Origin of the sequence: Stenotrophomonas forensis (assembly GCF_028752115.1) — a bacterium.
In the GTDB taxonomy this organism is placed as follows: Bacteria; Pseudomonadota; Gammaproteobacteria; order Xanthomonadales; family Xanthomonadaceae; genus Stenotrophomonas; species Stenotrophomonas forensis.
Window position 1 is genome coordinate 762,160 of the sequence record NZ_CP082270.1, and the last position, 19,181, is coordinate 781,340.

Below are 19,181 nucleotides of genomic sequence, written 5' to 3' on the forward strand. Positions count from 1 at the left end.
CCGCGCCGGTGCAGCAGCAGGCCCGGCCGGGGCATGGCCATGAACGAGGGCAGGGGATGACCGGCTGGCGTTGCCGCCGGTTATCGCCCGTGCACCCGCACGGCGCGGCGCGCTGCCTATAATCGCAGCGCTCTGACCGGGACCCCGCAATGCCGCACGGCCTGCCGCGCAAGATCCGTATCGCCTTCATCCTGCAGGCAGTGCTGGCCAGCCTGGGCATCCTGCTCGGTGCCTGGCTGGTCTCGCTGGTGATCAAGCACAGCCTGGTCGGCGCCGCCCTGCGCGAGGAAGCGGCGTACTACTGGACGCTGCACGAGGCCTCGCCGGTACAGCCGCCACCCAACACCCAGAACATCCGTGGCTACCTGCTGGAAAGCGGGCAGTCGGCGTTGTCGCTGCCGGCCAACCTGCGCAACCTGGAACCCGGTTTCCACGAACTGCCCAAGGACGACCAGCTGGTGCTGGTCGATGTGCGCCCAGCCGGCCGCCTGTACCTGGTGTTCCTGCGCTCGCGTGCGGAAATGCTGGCGTTCTGGTTCGGCATCGTGCCGGTGCTGCTGACCCTGCTGGCAGTGTATGGCGCCAGCTGGGTGACCTACCGCGCCTCCAAGCGCCTGGTGTCGCCGGTGAACTGGCTGGCGCGGCGCGTGTCGCGCTGGGACCCTGGCCACCCCGAGGCGGCCGATCTGGAGCCGAACAAACTGCCGGCCGACATGCAGGGCGAGACCCGGCAGCTGGCGGCCGCCCTGCATTCGCTGGCCAACCGGGTCAGCGCGCATGTGGCGCGCGAGCGCAACTTCACCCGCGATGCCAGCCACGAACTGCGCACGCCGCTGACCGTGATCCGCGTGGCCAGTGACATGGCACTGGGCGATGAAACGCTGCAGCCGCGCCTGCGTCGCAGCCTGCAGCGCATCCAGCGCGCCGGCCGTGACATGGAAGCGGTGATCGATGCGTTCCTGATCCTGGCCCGCGAGGCCGATGTCGAGCCGCAGATCGAGCTGTTCGATGTCAACGACATCGTCCGCTATGAAGTGGACAACGCCAACGAGCTGTTGGGAACACGCCCGGTGGCGGTGCACCTGCACAGCGATGGCCCGGTGCAGCTGCACGCGCCGCCTCGGGTGCTGCAGGTGGTGGTCAGCAACCTGGTGCGCAACGCCTGCAGCTACACCGACGAAGGGCGCATCGACGTGCATGTGCTCAACGACCGGGTGGTGGTGCGCGACACCGGCATCGGCATGTCCGCCGAGGCACTGTCGCGGGCGTTCGAGCCGTTCTACCGCGCCGAGCCCAGCCGTCCGCAGGGCACCGGCCTGGGCCTGTCGATCGTGCGCCGGCTGTGCGACCGCTTCGGCTGGAAGGTCAGCCTGGCCAGCGAGCCGGGGCAGGGCACCGAGGCGACGGTCATTTTCCGCTGAGCCGCCGCTTGCTACCTCGGTAGTCGCCGACCTTGGTCGGCGCTTTCACAGGATGCAGGTGGACGCATTCATGCCAACCAAGGTTGGCATCTACCGGAGCGCGTGCGCGTGGCGCCCTCCGGCACATGCCTCCCTCAGTTGCAGTTGACCTTCGGCGCCACCGCCTTGGTCCAGATCGCGTAGCCGGCCGGGGTCATGTGCAGCATGTCTTCGCGGAACAGCGTCGCATCCGGCTGGCCATCGGCGCCGAGCATCGGCGTATAGATGTCGGTGAAGCCGGTGTTGGGCAGCTTTGCCAGGGCAGCCTTGATCAGCGCGTTGGCCTCGTTGATCGCCGGCAGCAGGTGCGCGCGCGACGGGCTCGGCTTGATCGACAGGTATTCCACCTTCGTTTTCGGCAGGTCGCGATGCACGCGCTGCACGAAGGCGACCACATCGTCCCGCACCTGCACGGCGGTGCGGCCGCTGTTGAGGTCGTTGTCGCCGGCGTAGAAGAACAGCTTGCATGGCGCATACGGCACCACGATGCGGTCGGCGTACCAGGTGCTGTCGCGCACTTCCGAGCCGCCGAAGCCGCGGTTGAACACCGGCTGGCCGGGGAAGTCGGTGGCCAGGCTCTCCCAGAAGCGGATCGAGGAGCTGCCGATGAACTCGATGCCGCCGCGCGGCGGCGGATTGGCCTGGTCGGCGCTGGCGAAGCGGGCCATGTCACCCGCCCAGGCCACGTTCGAGACCTGTTCGGGCACCTGGGGCGGCCTGGCCGGGCTCAGGGCCTGGGCCAGCGGTGCGGCGGTCAGCAGGCCCAGCATCAGCAGGCAGGTACGGCGACGGGACATCAGGCGCTCCAGCGGGGAAGGAAGCCTCCATCATAGGAGCAGGGGCTGGCCGGGTGCTTGCCGTTGGCAGGCCATTCGGCCGGGCCGCCGGGGGTATGGCTGGCGGCCTTGTGGCAAAATGGCCGCCATCTGCCTATTCCTGTGCACCCATGATTCCCTGCCGTGCGTCTGAGCGGTCGCTGCGCCGCGCTCCTGTTGCTGGATCTTCCTGCCGTGGCTGATCAGTTCGGCCACCTGCCCCGCGGCCCGCGCCGCATCTTCCAGGCCGCCCGCTGGTCCTGGCAGGGCCTTCGCGCCGCCTGGCTGCACGAGTCCTCGTTCCGGCTGGAGGTCTACCTGCTGATCGTGCTGACCCCGGTCGCGATCTGGCTGGGCCAGACCCCGGTCGAACGCGCGCTGATGATCGGCTCGATGCTGCTGGTGCTGGCGATGGAGTTGGCCAACTCGGCCATCGAGGCGGTGATCGAACGCTACGGCAGCGAAATCCACGAACTGGCCGGCCGCGCCAAGGACATGGGTTCGGCGGCGGTGTTCGTGCTGATGATGAACGTCCTGCTGTGCTGGGCGCTGGTCGTGGTTCCGCACGCGCTGGCCGGCAGCTACGGCTGAAACCCCATTCCCCCACTGCCTTGAAGAGTTTCCATGTCCTTTGAGTTCCTCGCCGACCCCAATGCCTGGGTGACCCTGTTCACCCTGAGTGCGCTGGAAATCGTGCTCGGCATCGACAACCTGGTGTTCATTTCCATCGCGGTCAGCAAGCTGCCGGAAGAGCGTCGCCCGTTCGCACGCAAGCTCGGCATCGCCGTGGCGTGCATCACGCGTATCGCGCTGCTGGTGTCGCTGGCCTATCTGGCGCACATGGCCGCCAACCTGTTCACCGTGGCCGGCATGGGCATCTCCATCCGCGACCTGGTGCTGATCGTCGGTGGCCTGTTCCTGATCATCAAGGGCTTCATGGAGATCAAGGAACTGATCAGCGGCGGCGAGGATGAAGATCCCAGCACGACCAAGGCCTCGGCCGTGTTCGGCTACGTCATCGCGCAGATCGCGGTGATCGACATCGTGTTCTCGCTGGACTCGGTGATCACCGCCGTCGGCATCGCCGACCACATCCCGGTGATGGTCGCCGCCATCCTGCTGTCGGTGCTGGTGATGCTGCTGGCCGCCAACCCGCTGGGCCGCTTCATCGATGCCAACCCGACGGTGAAGATGCTGGCGCTGGCCTTCATCCTGCTGATTGGTGCGGTACTGATCCTGGACGGCCTGGACGTGCACGTGCCCAAGCCCTACATCTACGCCGCGATGGGCTTCTCGGTGCTGGTGGAGTGGCTGAACCTGCTGATGCGCCGCCGCGCACGCGAACACAACGTGCCGGGCGCCGGCAACTGGTAAGCGCGTGATCCAGAACCCCCGGCACTGCCGGGGGTTCTGCGTTGCAGGGCCGGGCTCTACAGAAGCGGCGAACGCACAACTTGTGAAGTGGGGGCAACAGTGTTTCCCCGCTGCGGGGCTTAATCCGGCAGGACGATGCGCGCAGGCTACGCGCTCTCTTCCCAAGGCCTGCCCCACGCAGGAACCCGCCATGAATTCCCGAGCCGCTCTGCTGGCCCTTGCCGTCGGCGCCTTCGCCATCGGTACCACCGAGTTCGCCCCGATGGGCCTGCTCCCGGTCATTGCCGACGGCGTCGGCGTGAACATCCCCACTGCCGGCATGCTGATCACGGCCTATGCCGTGGGCGTGATGCTGGGCGCGCCGGTGATGACCCTGCTGATGGGCCGGTTCGGCAGGCGCACCGCGCTGATGCTGCTGATGTCGATCTTCGTGGTCGGCAACCTGCTGTCGGCGCTGGCCCCGAACTACGGCCTGCTGTTGCTGTCGCGGCTGGTCACCAGCCTCAACCACGGCGCCTTCTTCGGCATCGGCGCGGTGGTTGCCGCCAGCCTGGTGCCGAAAGAAAAGCAGGCTGCCGCCGTGGCCACCATGTTCATGGGCCTGACCATCGCCAACATCGGCGGCGTGCCGCTGGCGACCTGGGTCGGCCAGCAGCTGGGCTGGCGCCTGTCCTTCGCTGGCACCGCCGTGCTGGGCCTGGCCGCGATCACCGCGCTGGGCTTCGCGCTGCCGGCGTCGGCACCCGGGCCCCGTCCGGACGTGCGCCGGGAACTGAAGGCGATCCTGCAGCCGCAGGTGCTGCTGGCGATGGGCACCACGGTGCTCGGTGCCGGTGCGATGTTCACGCTGTACACCTACGTGGCGCCGGTGCTGACCGAGTTGACGGGTGCTTCCAACGCCTTCATAGCGATGTCGCTGGCGCTGATCGGCATCGGCTTCACCTTCGGCAACGGCATCGGCGGGCGCATGGCCGACTGGTCGCTGGATGGCGCCACCCGGATCCTGCTGGCGGTCCTTGCCGTGCTGATGTTCGTGCTGCCGCTGGCCTTCATGAGCCACGCCACGGCGGCGCTGGGTGTACTGCTGTTCGGCGCGGCGACCTTCGCGATCGTGCCGCCGCTGCAGATCCGGGTGATGCAGGCTGCCAGCGAGGCGCCGGGGCTGGCGTCGTCGATCAATGTCGGTGCGTTCAACCTGGGCAATGCGGTGGGTGCCGCGTTGGGTGGCGCGGTGATCAGCTCGGGGCTGGGCTATGCGGCGGTGCCGGTGGCCGGTGGGTTGCTGGCGGCATCGGGGTTGCTGCTGGCGTGGCTGGGGCGTCCGCGCGCTGCGGTGGCCGAGGCGTGCTGAGGGGTATGGGGTTCCGGCAGGGCTTGCAGCCCTGCACCCGCTGCAATCAACAGCAACGGCAACAGCAACAGCAACAGCAACAGCTGGCATTCCGTGGGATGGCGGGGTGGGTCCGGTTGAGGGGGACGCCGTAAACCCATCCATGGGGGCTTGGTCGCGGCATCCATGCCGCTCACACCCCCTCAACCGGACCCACCCCGCCTTCGACAGTTTCCTGTGATCTGTTGGAACCTGCTGCTGATGGTGGGTGCCGAGCGTTGGTCGGCACGAATGCCTGGAGCATGGGCTTTTGCTTTTGCTTTTGCTTTTGCTTCTTTTTTGATCTTCCCGCGGTGTGCAGGAAACCGTATGAGGCCGGGCGGGTGGGCGTGGCGGGGGTATCCGCGCCATGGATGGCGCGGCTAAGCCTCCAGGGACGGATTCACGGCGTCCCCCGCCATGCCCACCCGCCCGGACTACTCAGGCGATCCATGAGCACAACCACCGCGGAGGGGGCGGCGCCCGATGGCCGACCTTCACCCGAACCATGGCATGCTCGGCGCCACGTCCACCCGGAACCTCCGCCATGCGCCTGTTCACTCGTATCCTGCCCCTGATGCTGCTGGCCTCCCTGCTCTCCGGCTGCGGCTACAACGCCATCCAGCAGAAGGATGAAGCGGTCAAGGCCAGCTGGTCGGAGGTCATCAACCAGTACAAGCGCCGCGCCGATCTGGTGCCCAACCTGGTGCAGACCGTGAAGGGCTTCGCCAGCCAGGAAGAGCGCGTGCTGACCGAAGTCACCAACGCCCGTTCGCGGGTCGGCCAGATCAACGTCAACGCCGACGACGAAGCCTCGCTCAAGCAGTTCCAGCAGGCCCAGGGCGAACTGGGCAGCGCGCTGTCGCGGCTGCTGGTGGTCACCGAAAACTATCCGCAGCTGAAGTCCGACCAGAACTTCCGCGACCTGCAGGCGCAGCTGGAAGGTACCGAGAACCGGGTCACCGTCGCCCGTGGCCGTTACATCCAGCAGGTGCAGGACTACAACACCTACATCCGCTCGTTCCCGCAGGTGATCACCGCCAAGATCTTCGGCTACAAGACCAAGCCGAACTTCACCGTGGACAACGAAGCGCAGATCTCCAGCGCGCCGGTGGTCGATTTCGGCAACGCGCCGCAGCAGCAGCCGGCGCCGCAGCCGGGCCACTGACCGATGCGCCTGGCCACTGCGCTGCTGGCCCTGCTGCTGTGGCTGCCGTTGGCGTCGCAGGCGCAGCAGTTGGCGCCGATTCCGGCGCTGGATTCGCCGGTGGTCGATACCACCGGCACGCTCGACGCCGCGCAGAAGCAGGCGCTGGTGCAGCAGGCGACTGACCTGCAGCAGCGCAAGGGCAGCCAGCTGCAGGTGCTGGTGGTGCCCACCACCCAGCCGGAAGACATCGCGCAGTACACCACGCGGGTCTTCGACCAGTGGCAGATCGGCCGCAAGGGCGTGGATGACGGCGTGCTGCTGGTGGTCGCCAAGGATGACCGACGGGTACGCATCGAGCCCGGTTACGGCCTGGAGGGCGCGATTCCCGATGCCATCGCCAACCGGGTCATCCAGGAATACCTGGTGCCGCGCTTCCGCAGCGGTGACTATGCCGGTGGTATCACTGACGCCACCGGCGTGCTGGTCAAGCTGATCGATGGCGAAGACCTGCCGGCACCCGTCAGTGGCCAGCGGGGCGGTGAGCCCGACGGCGGTGGCGATACCTGGTTCCTGGCCCTGTTCATCGGTGTGTTCGCCGGCAGCATCCTGCGCGGCGTGTTCTCGCGCGTGCCACGCCCGCTGCGTGGGCTGCTCGGCGGCGGCGGGGCGGCACTGGCGGCGTTCCTGTTCACCTCCACGCTGTTGGCCAGCGGCCTGGCCGGCATCGTTGGCCTGATTGTCGCCATGCTCTCCGGGCACCCGGGCCGCTTTGCCGGCGGCGGTGGCTGGGGCGGTGGCAGCTGGGGTGGCGGAGGCGGCTTCGGTGGAGGCGGTGGCTTTGGCGGCGGCGGTTGGGGCGGCGGCGGTGGCCGTTCCGGCGGCGGCGGCGCATCGGGAGGCTGGTGATGATCCAACGTCTGTGCCGCCATCTGTTCTCGCCGTCGGTACGGCGCGCGTTCCCGCCGGCTACGCTGCAGGCGATCACCGAGGCCATCGCCGCCGGTGAGCAGCGCCACGGCGGGCAGGTGATGTTCGCGGTGGAGGCCGACCTGCCGCTGGACGCGCTGTGGCGCAAGGTCACCCCGCGCCAGGCCGCCGAACATGCCTTCGCCCGCCTGCGCACCTGGGATACCGCCCACAACAACGGCGTGCTGATCTACCTGCTGCTGGCCGACCACGCGATCGAGATCGTCGCTGACCGTGGCCTGCACGGCAGGATCAGCCCGGCGCAGTGGCAGCGGGTCTGTACCCATCTGCGCGAGGGCCTGCGCGGCCCGAACCCGGTCGAGGCGCTGCGCGGCGCCATCGAAGAGGTTTCGACCCTGGTGGAAGGGCACTTTCCGGCCGCGACGCGGTCAGACGATGACGGCCTGCCCAACACCCCGCAGCTCCTTGGTTGAGCCGGGGCGGCACTGGCCCGAGAATAGGCGTTCAACCGCAAGGCACCTTCCATGATCTATTTCCACGACATCGACCCCATCGCCCTCTCGCTGGGGCCGATCAAGGTGCATTGGTACGGCATCATGTACCTGCTCGGCTTCACTGCGGCCTGGCTGCTGGGCCGCAAGCGCATCGCCGACGGGCGCCTGCCGGGCGTTGATGCCAACGGCTTCTCCGACCTGCTGTTCTACGCCATGCTCGGTGTGGTGCTGGGCGGGCGCATCGGCTACATGCTGTTCTACGCGCTGGGCGATTTCCTGCACAACCCGCTGCTGCTGTTCAAGGTCTGGGATGGCGGCATGAGCTTCCACGGCGGCCTGCTGGGCGTGCTCGGCGCCTGCTGGTGGTGGTCGCGCAAGCACACGCTGCACTTCTTCGACACCATGGACTTCATGGCGCCGCTGGTGCCGCTGGGCCTGGGCTTCGGCCGCATCGGCAACTTCATCGGTGCCGAGCTGTGGGGCAAGTACACCGACGGCAGCTGGGGCGTGGTGTTCCCGTCCGGCCTGCCGGCGCCGCTGAACCAGCTGGACCACGCGACCCTGCAGGCGCAGTTCGCCAGCGGCGCGCTGAACCAGTTCGCCCGCCATCCCTCGCAGCTGTATGAAGCGTTCCTGGAAGGGCTGGTGATGTTCGTGGTGCTGTGGACGGTGTCGGCCAAGCCGCGTCATCGCTATCTGGTCGGTGGCCTGTTCGCACTGATGTACGGCCTGTTCCGCTTCGCCGTCGAGTTCGTGCGCATGCCCGACAACGGCGTCTACGTGGCCTTCGACTGGCTGACTCGTGGCCAGATCCTCAGCCTGCCGCTGATCGCCTTCGGCCTGGTGCTGCTGGCGATGTCGCGCCGCGCGCCGGTGCTGCAGCCGCAGCCGATGGTGACCGCCGAGGGCAAGGCATGAAGCCCTACCTGGACCTGCTCTCGCATGTGCTTGAGCACGGCGCCGAAAAGAGCGATCGCACCGGTACCGGCACCCGCAGCGTGTTCGGCTGGCAGATGCGCTTCAACCTCAACGAAGGTTTCCCGCTGGTTACCACCAAGAAGCTGCACCTGCGCTCGATCATCCACGAGCTGCTGTGGTTCCTGAAGGGCGATACCAACATCGGCTACCTGAAGGACAACCAGGTGCGCATCTGGGACGAGTGGGCCGACGAGAACGGCGATCTCGGCCCGGTCTACGGCAAGCAGTGGCGCAGCTGGGCCACCGCCGATGGCGGTGCGATCGACCAGATGCAGTGGCTGGTGGACGAGATCAAGCGCAACCCCGATTCGCGCCGGCTGGTGGTCAGCGCCTGGAACGTGGGCGAGCTCTCGCAGATGGCGCTGATGCCGTGCCACAACCTGTTCCAGTTCTACGTGGTGGACGGCAAGCTCAGCTGCCAGCTGTACCAGCGCAGCGGCGACATCTTCCTCGGCGTGCCGTTCAACATTGCCAGCTATGCACTGCTGACCCACATGGTGGCGCAGGCCACCGGCCTGGGGGTGGGCGATTTCGTGCATACGCTGGGTGACGCGCACCTGTACTCGAACCATTTCGAGCAGGCCCGCGAGCAGCTGTCGCGTGAACCGCGCGCGCTGCCGACGCTGTGGTTGAACCCGGACGTGACCGACCTGTTCGGTTTCCAGTTCGACGACATCCGCATCGACGGCTACGACCCGCATCCGGCGATCAAGGCACCGGTGGCGGTGTGAGTGCGATGAAGCTGTCGATGATCGTCGCGCTGGACCGCAACCGCGGCATCGGCCAGGGCAATGCCATGCCCTGGCACCTGCCGGATGACTTCAAGCACTTCAAGGCGCTGACCCTCGGCAAGCCGATCCTGATGGGGCGCAAGACCGCCGAATCGATCGGCCGCGTGCTGCCGGGGCGGACCAACCTGGTGCTGACCCGCAGCGGCCAAGTGCCATTTGAAGGCATGCGCGCGGTGGCGTCGCTGGACGAGGCCAAGGCGATTGCCGAAGGCGAGGGCGCGAGCGAGCTGTGCATCATCGGGGGGGGCGAGATCTTCCGGCAGCTGCTCGACCAGGCCAGCGACCTGTACCTGACCTGGGTCGATGCCGAAGTGCCGGCCGACACCCATTTCCCCGAGGTGGATGCACAGGGCTGGCAGCAAGTGAGCAGCGAGCAGCACCCGGCTGACGAACGCCACGCCTACGCGTTCCGCTTCGTTCACTACGTGCGCCGCTGATCGCAACGCACCTGTAGAGTTGAGCTTGCTCGACTGCTCTTGGTGGATACACAGGGCATAGTCGAGCAAGCTCGACTCTACGGAGTCGGCATCCGGTAATGCCCGATGATCGCATGCTGGAACAGCAGGTTCTCTTCGCGCGTGCCGCGCGCGATGTTGTGTAGCACCAGCGGCGTGCCATCGGCCAGCCGCCGGTCGGAGACGATGCCGACGTGCAGCAGTCCGTTGCCGTTGAGCTTCCAGGCGACGATGTCGCCGGCCGCGTAGTCGGTGGCGAGGGCGGTGACCGGTTGCTGCCAGCCCTGGCGCTCGAACCAGCGCATCAGGTTGGGGACGCGACGATGATCGATGTTGCGGTCCGGCCGTGACAGGCCCCAGATCGTCGGATAGGCACTGAAATTCCCGCGCATGTCCTCATGCACGCGTGCCTGCAGATCCAGGCCCTGGCTGCGCAGGGCGCGCACCACCACGTCGGTGCACACGCCGCGATCGCGCGCGACGTCACCACCGGGATAGGCGAGTACCTGATAAGCCGGGTCGTAGCGGACGGTGACGCCGATCTGTGCGCGTGCGGCGGCCACCAGTGGTGGCGAAGGCGCCTGCGGTGGTGCCGGCGTGGCTGCGGCGTCCTGCGCGGCCGTGGGAGTTGGAGGCGAACCGGGCTGGCAGCCGCTGGCCAGCGCCAGCGTCAGCAGCAGCACCGTCCCTGGTGCCCGGCCCGGTCGCATCATGCCTGCGGCGGGGCGCCGTTGTTGCCGGGGCCTGCAGAGCCACCGCCACCACCACCGCCGCCACGACGGCGACGACGGCGCGGGCCGCGGGTGCCCGGGTTACCAGAAGGTGTGCCACCGCCCTGTTCCTTGCCCTGTGCCGAGGCGGCAGGACGCTCGTGTGCCGGTCGCGCCGGCGGACGGGCGTTGGCAACGGGGGCCGGCACATCACGGCCCGGCACCTGCACCACGCGCAGCTCATCGGTATCAAGCTGCAGCGCGGTCAACTTCCCGCCCCACACCGCACCGGTGTCGATGGCGTGCACGCCCTGGGTGATGGTCAGGCCCAGCGCGGACCAGTGGCCGCAGACGACCTTCAGGTCGCGCTCGACCCGGCCCGGCACTTCGAACCAGGGGTACAACCCCTGTTCCTGGGTGCCCGGCGTGCCCTTGTCCTCAATGCCGATGCGCCCACGCGGGGTGCAGTAGCGCATGCGGGTGAGCACATTGATGATCGCGCGTGAGCGGTCATAGCCGGACAGGTTGGGTGCCCAGCTCGGCTTGTCGCCGTACATGTTGCGGAACAGCTTGCGGTAGCCGGCGCCGTGCAACTGCGCCTCGACTTCGGCCGCATGTTTTTCGGCCATCTGCGTGGTCCACTTCGGCGCCAGCCCGGCGTGCACCATCATCCAGCCCAGTTCGCGGTCCACGTGCACCAGCTTCTGCAGGCGCAGCCAGTCCAGCAGTTCATCGCGGTCCTCGGCCTGCACGATGCGCAGCAGGTCCGGGTTGACCTTGCGCTGCTCCTCTTCGGTGCGCGCACCGACGGCCAGCAGCGAAAGATCATGGTTGCCCAGCACCACCACGCTGTGCTCGCGCAGCGAATGCACCAGCCGCAGCGTTTCCAGCGACTGGCCACCGCGGTTGACCAGATCGCCGCAGAACCACAGGGTGTCCTGCGCCGGGTCGAAGCGGATCTTCTCCAGCAGTCGCTGGGTGACGTCATAGCAGCCCTGCAGGTCGCCGATCGCCCACACACTCATCGTTCGGCCTCCTTGTCAGTGCAGGGTACGCGGGACGGCCAGCACGAACGGTGCGACCGGCGCGGCGAATTCGGTGCCATCGTCGGCGACCATGTCGTAGTGTCCCTGCATGGTGCCGTGATCGGTCCCCAGCATGACACCGGAGGTGTAACGGAAGTCTTCACCGGGGCGCAGCCGCGGCTGCTCGCCGATCACCCCGTCGCCATCGACATGCTCGACGCGGCCATTGGCATCGGTGATGCGCCAATGGCGTGCGACCAGGCGTGCGGCCACCCGTCCCTGGTTGTGGATGCGGATCGTATAGGCGAACGCAAAGCGACCGTCTTCCGGTGCGGATTGATCGTCGAGGAAGCGCGGCGCGACTTCGACGGAGATGGCATAAACGTCAGCGTCTTCCATACCGGCAGTGTAATCAGGAGGCATTGGCCAGAGCGACGAATTCGGCCACGTCCAGCTGTTCGGCGCGGGCATCGGGACGCACGCCGGCGGCGATGAACTGCTCGGCGGACACCACGTTGTTGAGCGCATTGCGCAGGGTCTTGCGGCGCTGCCCGAAGGCGGCCTTGACCACCTCGGCAAAGCGCCTGTGATCGTTGATGCCGATGCTGGCCGGATCGCGCGGCACCAGCCGTACCACGGCCGAATCGACCTTCGGCGGTGGCCGGAAGGCACCCGGCGGCACCACGAACAGCGAAGTCACCTGGCAGTACGCCTGCAGCATCACGCTGAGGCGGCCATAGACCTTGCTGCCGGGGCCGGCGGCCATGCGGTCGACCACTTCCTTCTGCAGCATGAAGTGCATGTCGCGGACCACTGCGGCATGTTCCAGCGCATGGAACAGGATCGGCGAGGAGATGTTGTAGGGCAGGTTGCCGACCAGGCGGATCGGCTGGCCGGCGGCCAGCTCGGTGAAGTCCACGCGCAGCACGTCGCGATGGACGATGGTCAGCTCGCCCAGCGGCTCGGCGGCGGCGGTCAGCGGCGCGATCAGGTCGCGGTCGAACTCGATCACCGTCAGCTTCGGATGCACGCGCAGCAGCGGCAGCGTGATCGCGCCCTGGCCGGGACCGATCTCGACCAGGCGGTCGCCGTCTTTCGGATTGACCGCCATCACGATCTTGTCGATGTAGTGGCGATCGGCCAGGAAATGCTGGCCAAGCTGCTTCTTGGCCGGGGCGGTGAACACCGGGCCGGAGGGGGAATGCGGGGAATTCATGCGCTCAGTGTACGTTGCCGCGCCAGCTGCGCACACAGCGTCGTTGCCGCCTGCAGGCTGGAGGGATCGGCGATGCCGCGGCCGGCCAGATCCAGCGCGGTGCCATGGTCCACCGCCACGCGCGGATAGGGCAGGCCCAGGGTCAGGTTCACTGCCTGTTCGAAGCCCGAGTACTTCAGCACCGGCAGGCCCTGGTCGTGGTACATCGCCAGCACGGTGTCGAAGCCGGCCAGCTTGGCCGGCAGGAAGGCGGTGTCGGCCGGCAGCGGCCCGACCAGGTCCATGCCTTCAGCGCGCAGGCGCTGCAGCAGCGGAATCACCAGGTCCAGTTCCTCGCGGCCCAGGTGGCCGTCTTCACCGGCGTGCGGGTTCAGGCCGAGCACGGCAATGCGCGGTGCAGGCACGGCGAACTCGCGCCGCAGTGCGGCATGCACGGTGCGCAGGGTGTGTTCCAGGCCGGGTGCGGTGATCGCATCGGCCACCTCGCGCAGCGGCAGGTGGGTGGTGGCCAGGGCTACGCGCACGATGTGGTTGGCCAGCATCATCACCACCTTTACCCCGGCCTGGTCGGCCAGCAGTTCGGTGGTGCCGCTGTAGGCGATGCCGCCTTCGTTGATCACCGCCTTGTGCACCGGGCCGGTGACCACGCCGTGCAGTTCGCCGCTGAGGCAGGCTCGGCCCGCGCCGAGAAGTGCGTGAATGACCGCGCTGGCGTTGGCCGGGTCGGTGTGGCCAAACCGGCTGGGCACGGCATTGGCGACCACGCGCAGGCGCAGATCACCGGGGACGCGGGCTTCGGCATCCTCGGGCAAGAGCTGCAGGGGCAGGTTCAGCGCGGCTGCCGCCGCGCGCAGGGTGTCCGGATCGCCGAAGGCCAGCAGCCGGCTGTCTTCACGCGGCTGCTGGGCAAGTCGGACACACAGCTCCGGGCCGATCCCGGCGGGCTCGCCCGGTACCAGAGCGAGCTCGGGGCGCATCGGTCAGGACTGCGGCGGCGTGGCGGTGTTTTCCGCGCGGTCGCCGCTGCGGAAGCTCACGTAGGCTTCGCCACGCAGTTCCTGCAGGAAGCGGTTGTACTCGTCTTCCAGCTTGCGGCGGCCGATGGTCTCGCGGACCTGGGCACGCTGGTTGTCGTTGGTCACGTCGGTCTGGCGGGTGGCTACGCGCTGCACGATGTGCCAGCCGGCATCGGTACGGAACGGCTGGCTGATGCCGCCGTCCTGGATGCCGGAGACCTGCTGGCCGAACGCCGGACCGAAGGCGTCGGCCGGGAACCAGCCCAGATCGCCACCCTGACCCTTGCTGTTGTTGTCCTCGGAGGACTCCTTGGCCACCGTCTCGAAGTCCGCGCCACCGGCAATGCGGGCGCGCAGGGTATCGATCTTGGCCTTGGCGGCCGCGTCGGTCTGGTGATCGTCCACGCGCACCAGGATGTGGCGGCCGTGGTACTCGGTGACCGTGCTCGCGCCGGCCGTGGCACTGGCATCACGCACGTCCACCAGCTTCAACAGCTGGAAGCCGCTGGGGCCGCGGATCGGGCCCACCACTTCGCCGGGCTTCATCTTTTCCATCATCTGCGCGAAGGCCTGCGGGATTTCATCCAGGCTGCGCCAGCCCAGATCGCCGCCTTCCAGCGCGTTGGGGCTGTCCGAATAGCGGACAGCAGCGGCGTTGAAGTCCAGCTCGCCCTTGTCCAGCAGGGTCTTCACGCCGTCGGCCTTCTTCTGGCCGGTGGCGATCTGGTCGGCATTGGCGCCGTCGGGCAGGGCGATCAGGATGTGCGCCAGGTGGTACTGGTTGCCCACCGTGGCCTGCTGCTTCAGCGCGGCATCGACCTCGCCCTCGCTGACGCTGATACGGCTCTGCGCGAAGCTCTGGCGCAGGCGCTGCACGGTGATTTCATCGCGCACCGAAGCCCGGAAGTCGTTGAAGTCGATACCGTCATGGGCCAGGCGCTGGCGCAGGGCGTCCAGGGTCGAGCCATTCTGCTGGGCGATGGCATTCATCGCCTGGTTCAGCTCCTGGTCGCCGATGCGGATACCGCTGCTCTGGGCGCGGGCCACCTGCAGCTTGACCAGCACCAGCCGCTCGAGCACCTGGCGGCTGAGCACGTCTTCCGGCGGCAGCTGGTTTTCACGGCCGGTGTACTGCGCCTTGATGTTGGCGATCGCACGCTGGAGCTCGCTCTGCAGGATCACGTCCTCATCGACGACGGCGGCGATGCGGTCAAGCGGCTGCGCCTCCTGGGCAAGCACCTGCAGGGGGGCGGACACGCTGGACACCGCCAGCAGCGAGGCGAGAAGAACGGGGAAGCGCTTGGTCATGGGATCTGATTCGGATCGTAGTCATCGCGGGTCGCCCCGGTGTTGCTGGGCGGCACCAGATAGAGGTCGTCGCGGTTGTAGCCGAGGATAGCACGGCGCAGGGTACGGTCCGTGTCCTGGCCGATGGAGCTCAGGCCCTTGAGCACGAACTCCAGCTGGATGGAGTTGTTCATGTCGCCTTCGCGGTTGCGCACGTAGCGGCGGGCAACAGCGCGCACGGCCAGGCAGCAGCTGTCCCACTGCACGCCGGCGATGATTTCCAGCGGTTCCTTGTCCTGCAGGGAGTAGTAGTAACGGCCAACCACGCTCCAGCGCGCATTCAGCGGGTACAGGAACGACAGGTCGGCCTGCTCCAGCGGGGTCCGGTCATGCTTGTTGGCGTTGGCCGCGGCACCGGCATTGATGCGGTAGCGATAGCTGAGGTTGACCACGCCGTCGTTGGGCATCAGGTAGCGGGCACGGACGCTGGCCAGGTCCTCGCGCTTGTACTTCGGGTCCCACTGGTAGGTGGCGCCCAGGGTCCAGCGATCGTTGATCATGTAGTTGCCGTCGGCGATCCAGGCCGACTTGCCCTTTTCAACCGGCGCACCGCCCGGGAGCGTCACCCGCGACTCGTCGAAGTACTGGATCTGGCCGATGGCGGCCGAGAACCGTTCCTTGCCGGTGGTCTGGTCGATGAACCGGGTGCCCAGCGCCAGGGTCAGCTGGTTGGCATCGTTCTGGCGATCGGCGCCGGTGTAGCGCGAATCGCGGAACAGCTGGCCCCAGCTGAAGGTGAAGTCACGGGTATCGAAGATTGGCAATTCTTCCTGGTTGCGGTACGGCGTGCGCAGGTAGAACAGGCGCGGTTCCAGGGTCTGCAGGAACGACTTGCCGCCGATACGGGTTTCGCGATCGAAGAACAGGCCGGCATCGAGGCTGGCGATCGGCAGGCTTCGGCTCGGCGAGGTGTTGCCACGCAGCTGCTCCGGCGTGGCGGTGGCCGGATCGATGCCCTGCGAGCGCAGGATCTGCCCACGGATGCCGTTGGCGCCGTCCACCAGGCTGCGGTCCAGCTGGTAAGCGGTGTAGCGGTAGGCCAGGGTGGGCGTGACGTACCAGGCCGCGCCGCTGATCGGGAACGACACGTACGGTTTCACGTCCAGGCGTGAGCCACCACCGACGCCGATGCCGGATGTCCGCTGCCGGCCATTGCGGGTGTACTGCAGGTCCGGGCCGACCTCGGGACCGTACTTGTAGTTGATATCGTCGTGGGTGAACCGCACGGCTTCGGAGTAGATGCCGGCTTCCAGCCACGGCAGCACCGGCTTGTCCCAGTTGAAGTACAGGCGGGGCTGGCGGTTGTAGGGCAGGGAGCTTTCGTCGAGGGTGTAATCGGTCAGCTGCCAGCGGTCGGCCATGATCCCGGCCGTCCAGGTCTGGCCGGTGCCATACAATCCGATGCTGCTCTGCAGGCTGGAGGCGGTCACACCGACCAGGCGATTGGCGAAGTCCTCGACATAGCGCTCGTCGCTGACCCAGGCCAGGTTGGCGCGGGTTTGCCAGTTGTTGTTCACGTTGTGGTAGCCGGTGAACATCACCCGGCCGCGGTCGCGGTCGCGCAGCTTGTCGTTGGGAATGAACGAGGTCAGCACGTCACCGCGGCCACCTTTGTAGAGGTAGCGGAATTCGTTGTCGAGCAGCAGCCCGCGCTGGCTCATGTAGCGCGGGGTCAGGGTATCGTCGTAGTTCGGCGCCAGATTGAAGTAGATCGGCTGCGCATAGTCGACACCGTTGCGGCCGGACATGCCCAGCTGCGGGAACAGCAGGCCGGTCTTGCGGCGGTCATCGATCGGGAACTTGAAGTAAGGCGCCCACAGCACCGGCACATTGCCGATACGCAGCACGGCGTTGCGGGCGGTGCCGAAGCCTTCGTCGTTGTCCACCTCGATCTGCGGCGCGGACAGCTTCCATACCGGCTGCGAGGGGTCGCAGGTGGTGTAGGTGGAGCGGTGCATCTGGCCGACCGCACCCTGCAGGTCGACCGATTCGGCGTCACCGTTGCCACGGCGCGACACCAGCTGGTACTTGATGTCGGAGATCTTGTGGGTGTCGCTTTCCTGGTTGCCCTCGGCACGCTTGGCGATCATCCGGATCGACCCGTCCTGGTAGCGGACATTGCCGTCGGCGATGTAGTTGCCGGTCTCGGTATCGAAGCTGAGCTTGTCGGTGCCGACGAACTGATCGCCACGGCGCAGGGCCACGTTGCCCTCGTACTGCGGCACGGTGGTGGTGCCCAGCAGCTGGTCGCCCTCGATGTCGGTCGACTGCTGCTCGCGGGCGGCCGCGGCCGCGGCCTTGTCCTGGCCGGGGACAGGGGTGGGGGCGTCAGTGAACGCGGGAATCACGTCGGTGGCCGGGCACAGGCCCCAGTTGAGCGGCTTGTCGTCGGCCATCGCCGGCAGGCTGATGGCGATGCTCAGAGGCAGGGGAAGCAGTCGGAGGGCTCGGCGCACGCGGTTCGGATTCGGGCGAAAACGGACGGTAGCTTGCCCCATCCCTTGCATAGGGGCAATGAAGGGCGGTGGAGACTGCCGGTTCGGGTTCATCCGGCAACGGTACCACCGGCGCCTGAAATCAGGGTCCGGACATGCGCCACGCTGCATTCGGCCAGTGCCTGCAGGTCGTAGCCCCCCTCCAGCATCGAAACCACCCGGCCGGCCGCGTGGCGGCGTGCCAGCGCATGCAGCTCGCCGGTGATCCAGGCGAAATCGTCGGTTTCCAGCATCAGATCGGCCTGCGGGTCCCGCAGGTGCGCATCGAAGCCGGCCGAGATCAGCAGCAGCTGCGGGCGGAAGTCATCGATGGCCGGCAGCATCTCGTCGGCCCAGACATTGCGGAAGCGGAATCCGCCACTTCCGGGCGGCAGCAGGATGTTCATCAGGTTGCCGGCGCCACGGTCGCGGCGCAGGCCCGAATTGGGGAACAGCCCGGCTTGGTGGGTGCTGTAGTACGAGACCCGGGCATCGTGCTGGAAGATGTCCTGGGTGCCGTTGCCGTGGTGCACGTCGAAGTCGACCACGGCAATGCGTTCCAGGCCGTGGCGGTCGCGGGCATAGGCAGCGGCGATGGCGATGTTGTTGAGCAGGCAGAAGCCCATCGCCGTGCTGCTGGTGGCGTGGTGACCGGGCGGCCGCACGGCGCAGAAGGCCAGCGTATCCTCGCCGAGCATCACCGCATCGACTGCGGCCACGCCGGCACCAGCGGCATGCACGGCGGCGCTGGCCGATCCCGGCGAGGTCCAGGTGTCCATGTCCAGCTGGCGCAGCGGGGCAGTCTGTGGCTGCAGCACGAAGTCGAGCAGGGAACTGTCATGCACCCGGGTCAGTTCGCCGAACTTGGCCGGAGGGGCTTGGCGCCACTGCAGCTGGCCGGGAAAGGCCGCATGCAGGGCATCGAGCACATGCTGCAGGCGTTGCGGGCACTCCGGGTGCCCGGGGCCGGGGTCATGCAGCAGGCAGGACGGATGGGTATAGACCAGCATCGTGCCGACTCAGCGCTGGCGCTGCTGTGGCTGCCACAGCGCCTCGCCGTGGCCATCGGCACGGGCCAGCACCCGGGCCAGCACGAACAGCAGGTCCGACAGCCGGTTGAGGTACTGCAGTGCCTCGCTGCGCACCGCCTCGCGGCGGGCCAGGGCGACGGTCTCGCGCTCGGCGCGACGGACGATGGTGCGCGCCAGGTGGCAGCGCGCGGCAGCTTCGCCCCCGGCCGGCAGGATGAATTCCTTCAGCATCGGCAGGCCGGCGTTGTAGTGGTCCAGCTGCTGTTCCAGCGCCGAGACATCGGCGGCATGGATCGCGGCGTGGCCGGGGATGCACAGCTCGGCACCCAGGTCGAACAACTGGTGCTGCAGGTGCACGACCAGCGCCCGCACGTCCTCGGGCAGCGATGCCGCCAGCAGCAGGCCGAGCGCCGCATTGGCCTCGTCGACCGTGCCGAAGGAGGCAACGCGCGCGTCATCCTTGGCCACGCGCTGGCCGTCGCCGAGGCCGGTGCTGCCGTCGTCGCCGGTGCGGGTGTAGATGCGCGAGAGGCGATGGCCCATGGCGCG

At 67.7% G+C, this 19,181-nt stretch carries 20 protein-coding genes; 10 read left to right on the forward strand and 10 right to left on the reverse strand.

Annotated elements, in window-relative coordinates:
* The first annotated feature begins 149 nt into the window (after positions 1-149).
* Positions 150-1,421 (forward strand): sensor histidine kinase, encoded by a 1,272-nt coding sequence (locus tag K5L94_RS03440; protein WP_004154275.1) that lies wholly within the window; start codon positions 150-152, stop codon positions 1,419-1,421.
* Positions 1,422-1,555: 134 nt separating this feature from the next.
* On the opposite strand, the gene K5L94_RS03445 is transcribed toward K5L94_RS03440, so the two are convergent.
* On the reverse strand, positions 1,556-2,257 hold the full coding sequence (locus tag K5L94_RS03445; RefSeq protein ID WP_274512011.1) for an SGNH/GDSL hydrolase family protein: 702 nt from the start codon (positions 2,255-2,257) through the stop codon (positions 1,556-1,558).
* Between the two features lie 213 nt (positions 2,258-2,470).
* On the opposite strand from K5L94_RS03445, the gene K5L94_RS03450 reads away from it, so the two are divergent.
* The 9 genes from K5L94_RS03450 (at position 2,471) to K5L94_RS03490 (ending at position 9,795) form a co-directional block, all read left to right on the forward strand.
* Positions 2,471-2,866, forward strand: coding sequence for a diacylglycerol kinase (locus K5L94_RS03450; protein ID WP_008268574.1), 396 nt, complete (start codon positions 2,471-2,473; stop codon positions 2,864-2,866).
* A 33-nt stretch (positions 2,867-2,899) separates the two neighbouring features.
* Complete coding sequence (locus K5L94_RS03455; protein WP_004154280.1) at positions 2,900-3,649, forward strand: TerC family protein; 750 nt, start codon at positions 2,900-2,902, stop codon at positions 3,647-3,649.
* Between the two features lie 190 nt (positions 3,650-3,839).
* Positions 3,840-5,000, forward strand: coding sequence for an MFS transporter (locus K5L94_RS03460; RefSeq protein WP_053448834.1), 1,161 nt, complete (start codon positions 3,840-3,842; stop codon positions 4,998-5,000).
* 565 nt (positions 5,001-5,565) lie between these two features.
* The gene (locus K5L94_RS03465) at positions 5,566-6,186 is read left to right on the forward strand and encodes a LemA family protein (RefSeq protein ID WP_053448835.1); all 621 of its coding nucleotides are present in this window, start codon (positions 5,566-5,568) and stop codon (positions 6,184-6,186) included.
* A gap of 3 nt (positions 6,187-6,189) precedes the next feature.
* A complete protein-coding gene (locus K5L94_RS03470; RefSeq protein WP_274512012.1) occupies positions 6,190-7,074 on the forward strand; it encodes a TPM domain-containing protein in 885 nt (294 codons plus the stop codon).
* Positions 7,074-7,568, forward strand: coding sequence for a TPM domain-containing protein (locus tag K5L94_RS03475; protein WP_053448837.1), 495 nt, complete (start codon positions 7,074-7,076; stop codon positions 7,566-7,568). The genes K5L94_RS03470 and K5L94_RS03475 overlap by 1 nt, the downstream gene beginning before the upstream one ends.
* 51 nt (positions 7,569-7,619) lie before the next feature.
* Entirely contained in the window at positions 7,620-8,507 is an 888-nt protein-coding gene (lgt, locus tag K5L94_RS03480; protein WP_274512013.1) for a prolipoprotein diacylglyceryl transferase, read from the forward strand.
* Positions 8,504-9,298, forward strand: coding sequence for a thymidylate synthase (locus K5L94_RS03485; RefSeq protein WP_133933855.1), 795 nt, complete (start codon positions 8,504-8,506; stop codon positions 9,296-9,298). Before lgt ends, K5L94_RS03485 begins: the two co-directional genes overlap by 4 nt.
* Positions 9,299-9,303: 5 nt before the next feature.
* The gene (locus K5L94_RS03490; protein ID WP_053448840.1) at positions 9,304-9,795 is read left to right on the forward strand and encodes a dihydrofolate reductase; all 492 of its coding nucleotides are present in this window, start codon (positions 9,304-9,306) and stop codon (positions 9,793-9,795) included.
* A 77-nt stretch (positions 9,796-9,872) separates the two neighbouring features.
* Here the strand turns inward: K5L94_RS03490 and K5L94_RS03495 are convergent, their stop codons facing one another.
* The 9 genes from K5L94_RS03495 to K5L94_RS03535 all read right to left on the reverse strand — a co-directional run bounded on the left by K5L94_RS03495 (position 9,873) and on the right by K5L94_RS03535 (position 19,175).
* The gene (locus tag K5L94_RS03495; protein WP_053448841.1) at positions 9,873-10,526 is read right to left on the reverse strand and encodes a DUF1287 domain-containing protein; all 654 of its coding nucleotides are present in this window, start codon (positions 10,524-10,526) and stop codon (positions 9,873-9,875) included.
* Positions 10,523-11,548, reverse strand: a complete 1,026-nt coding sequence (locus tag K5L94_RS03500) for a symmetrical bis(5'-nucleosyl)-tetraphosphatase (protein WP_053448842.1) — start codon at positions 11,546-11,548, stop codon at positions 10,523-10,525. The genes K5L94_RS03495 and K5L94_RS03500 overlap by 4 nt, the downstream gene beginning before the upstream one ends.
* Positions 11,549-11,563: 15 nt before the next feature.
* Positions 11,564-11,947: a Co2+/Mg2+ efflux protein ApaG gene (gene apaG / locus K5L94_RS03505; protein WP_008268668.1), complete on the reverse strand. Its 384-nt coding sequence runs from the start codon at positions 11,945-11,947 to the stop codon at positions 11,564-11,566.
* Positions 11,948-11,960: 13 nt separating this feature from the next.
* Positions 11,961-12,764 carry a 16S rRNA (adenine(1518)-N(6)/adenine(1519)-N(6))-dimethyltransferase RsmA gene (gene rsmA / locus K5L94_RS03510; protein WP_133933859.1) on the reverse strand — a complete coding sequence of 268 codons (804 nt, stop codon included), beginning with the start codon at positions 12,762-12,764 and terminating at the stop codon, positions 11,961-11,963.
* On the reverse strand, positions 12,761-13,741 hold the full coding sequence (pdxA, locus tag K5L94_RS03515; protein ID WP_274512014.1) for a 4-hydroxythreonine-4-phosphate dehydrogenase PdxA: 981 nt from the start codon (positions 13,739-13,741) through the stop codon (positions 12,761-12,763). Before pdxA ends, rsmA begins: the two co-directional genes overlap by 4 nt.
* A gap of 3 nt (positions 13,742-13,744) precedes the next feature.
* Positions 13,745-15,088, reverse strand: a complete 1,344-nt coding sequence (locus K5L94_RS03520; RefSeq protein WP_053448845.1) for a peptidylprolyl isomerase — start codon at positions 15,086-15,088, stop codon at positions 13,745-13,747.
* The gene (gene lptD, locus K5L94_RS03525; protein ID WP_274512015.1) at positions 15,085-17,583 is read right to left on the reverse strand and encodes an LPS-assembly protein LptD; all 2,499 of its coding nucleotides are present in this window, start codon (positions 17,581-17,583) and stop codon (positions 15,085-15,087) included. The genes K5L94_RS03520 and lptD overlap by 4 nt, the downstream gene beginning before the upstream one ends.
* An 89-nt stretch (positions 17,584-17,672) precedes the next feature.
* Positions 17,673-18,611 carry a histone deacetylase family protein gene (locus K5L94_RS03530; RefSeq protein ID WP_053448847.1) on the reverse strand — a complete coding sequence of 313 codons (939 nt, stop codon included), beginning with the start codon at positions 18,609-18,611 and terminating at the stop codon, positions 17,673-17,675.
* Positions 18,612-18,620: 9 nt separating this feature from the next.
* Positions 18,621-19,175: a cob(I)yrinic acid a,c-diamide adenosyltransferase gene (locus K5L94_RS03535; RefSeq protein ID WP_049457330.1), complete on the reverse strand. Its 555-nt coding sequence runs from the start codon at positions 19,173-19,175 to the stop codon at positions 18,621-18,623.
* Positions 19,176-19,181 lie beyond the last annotated feature (6 nt).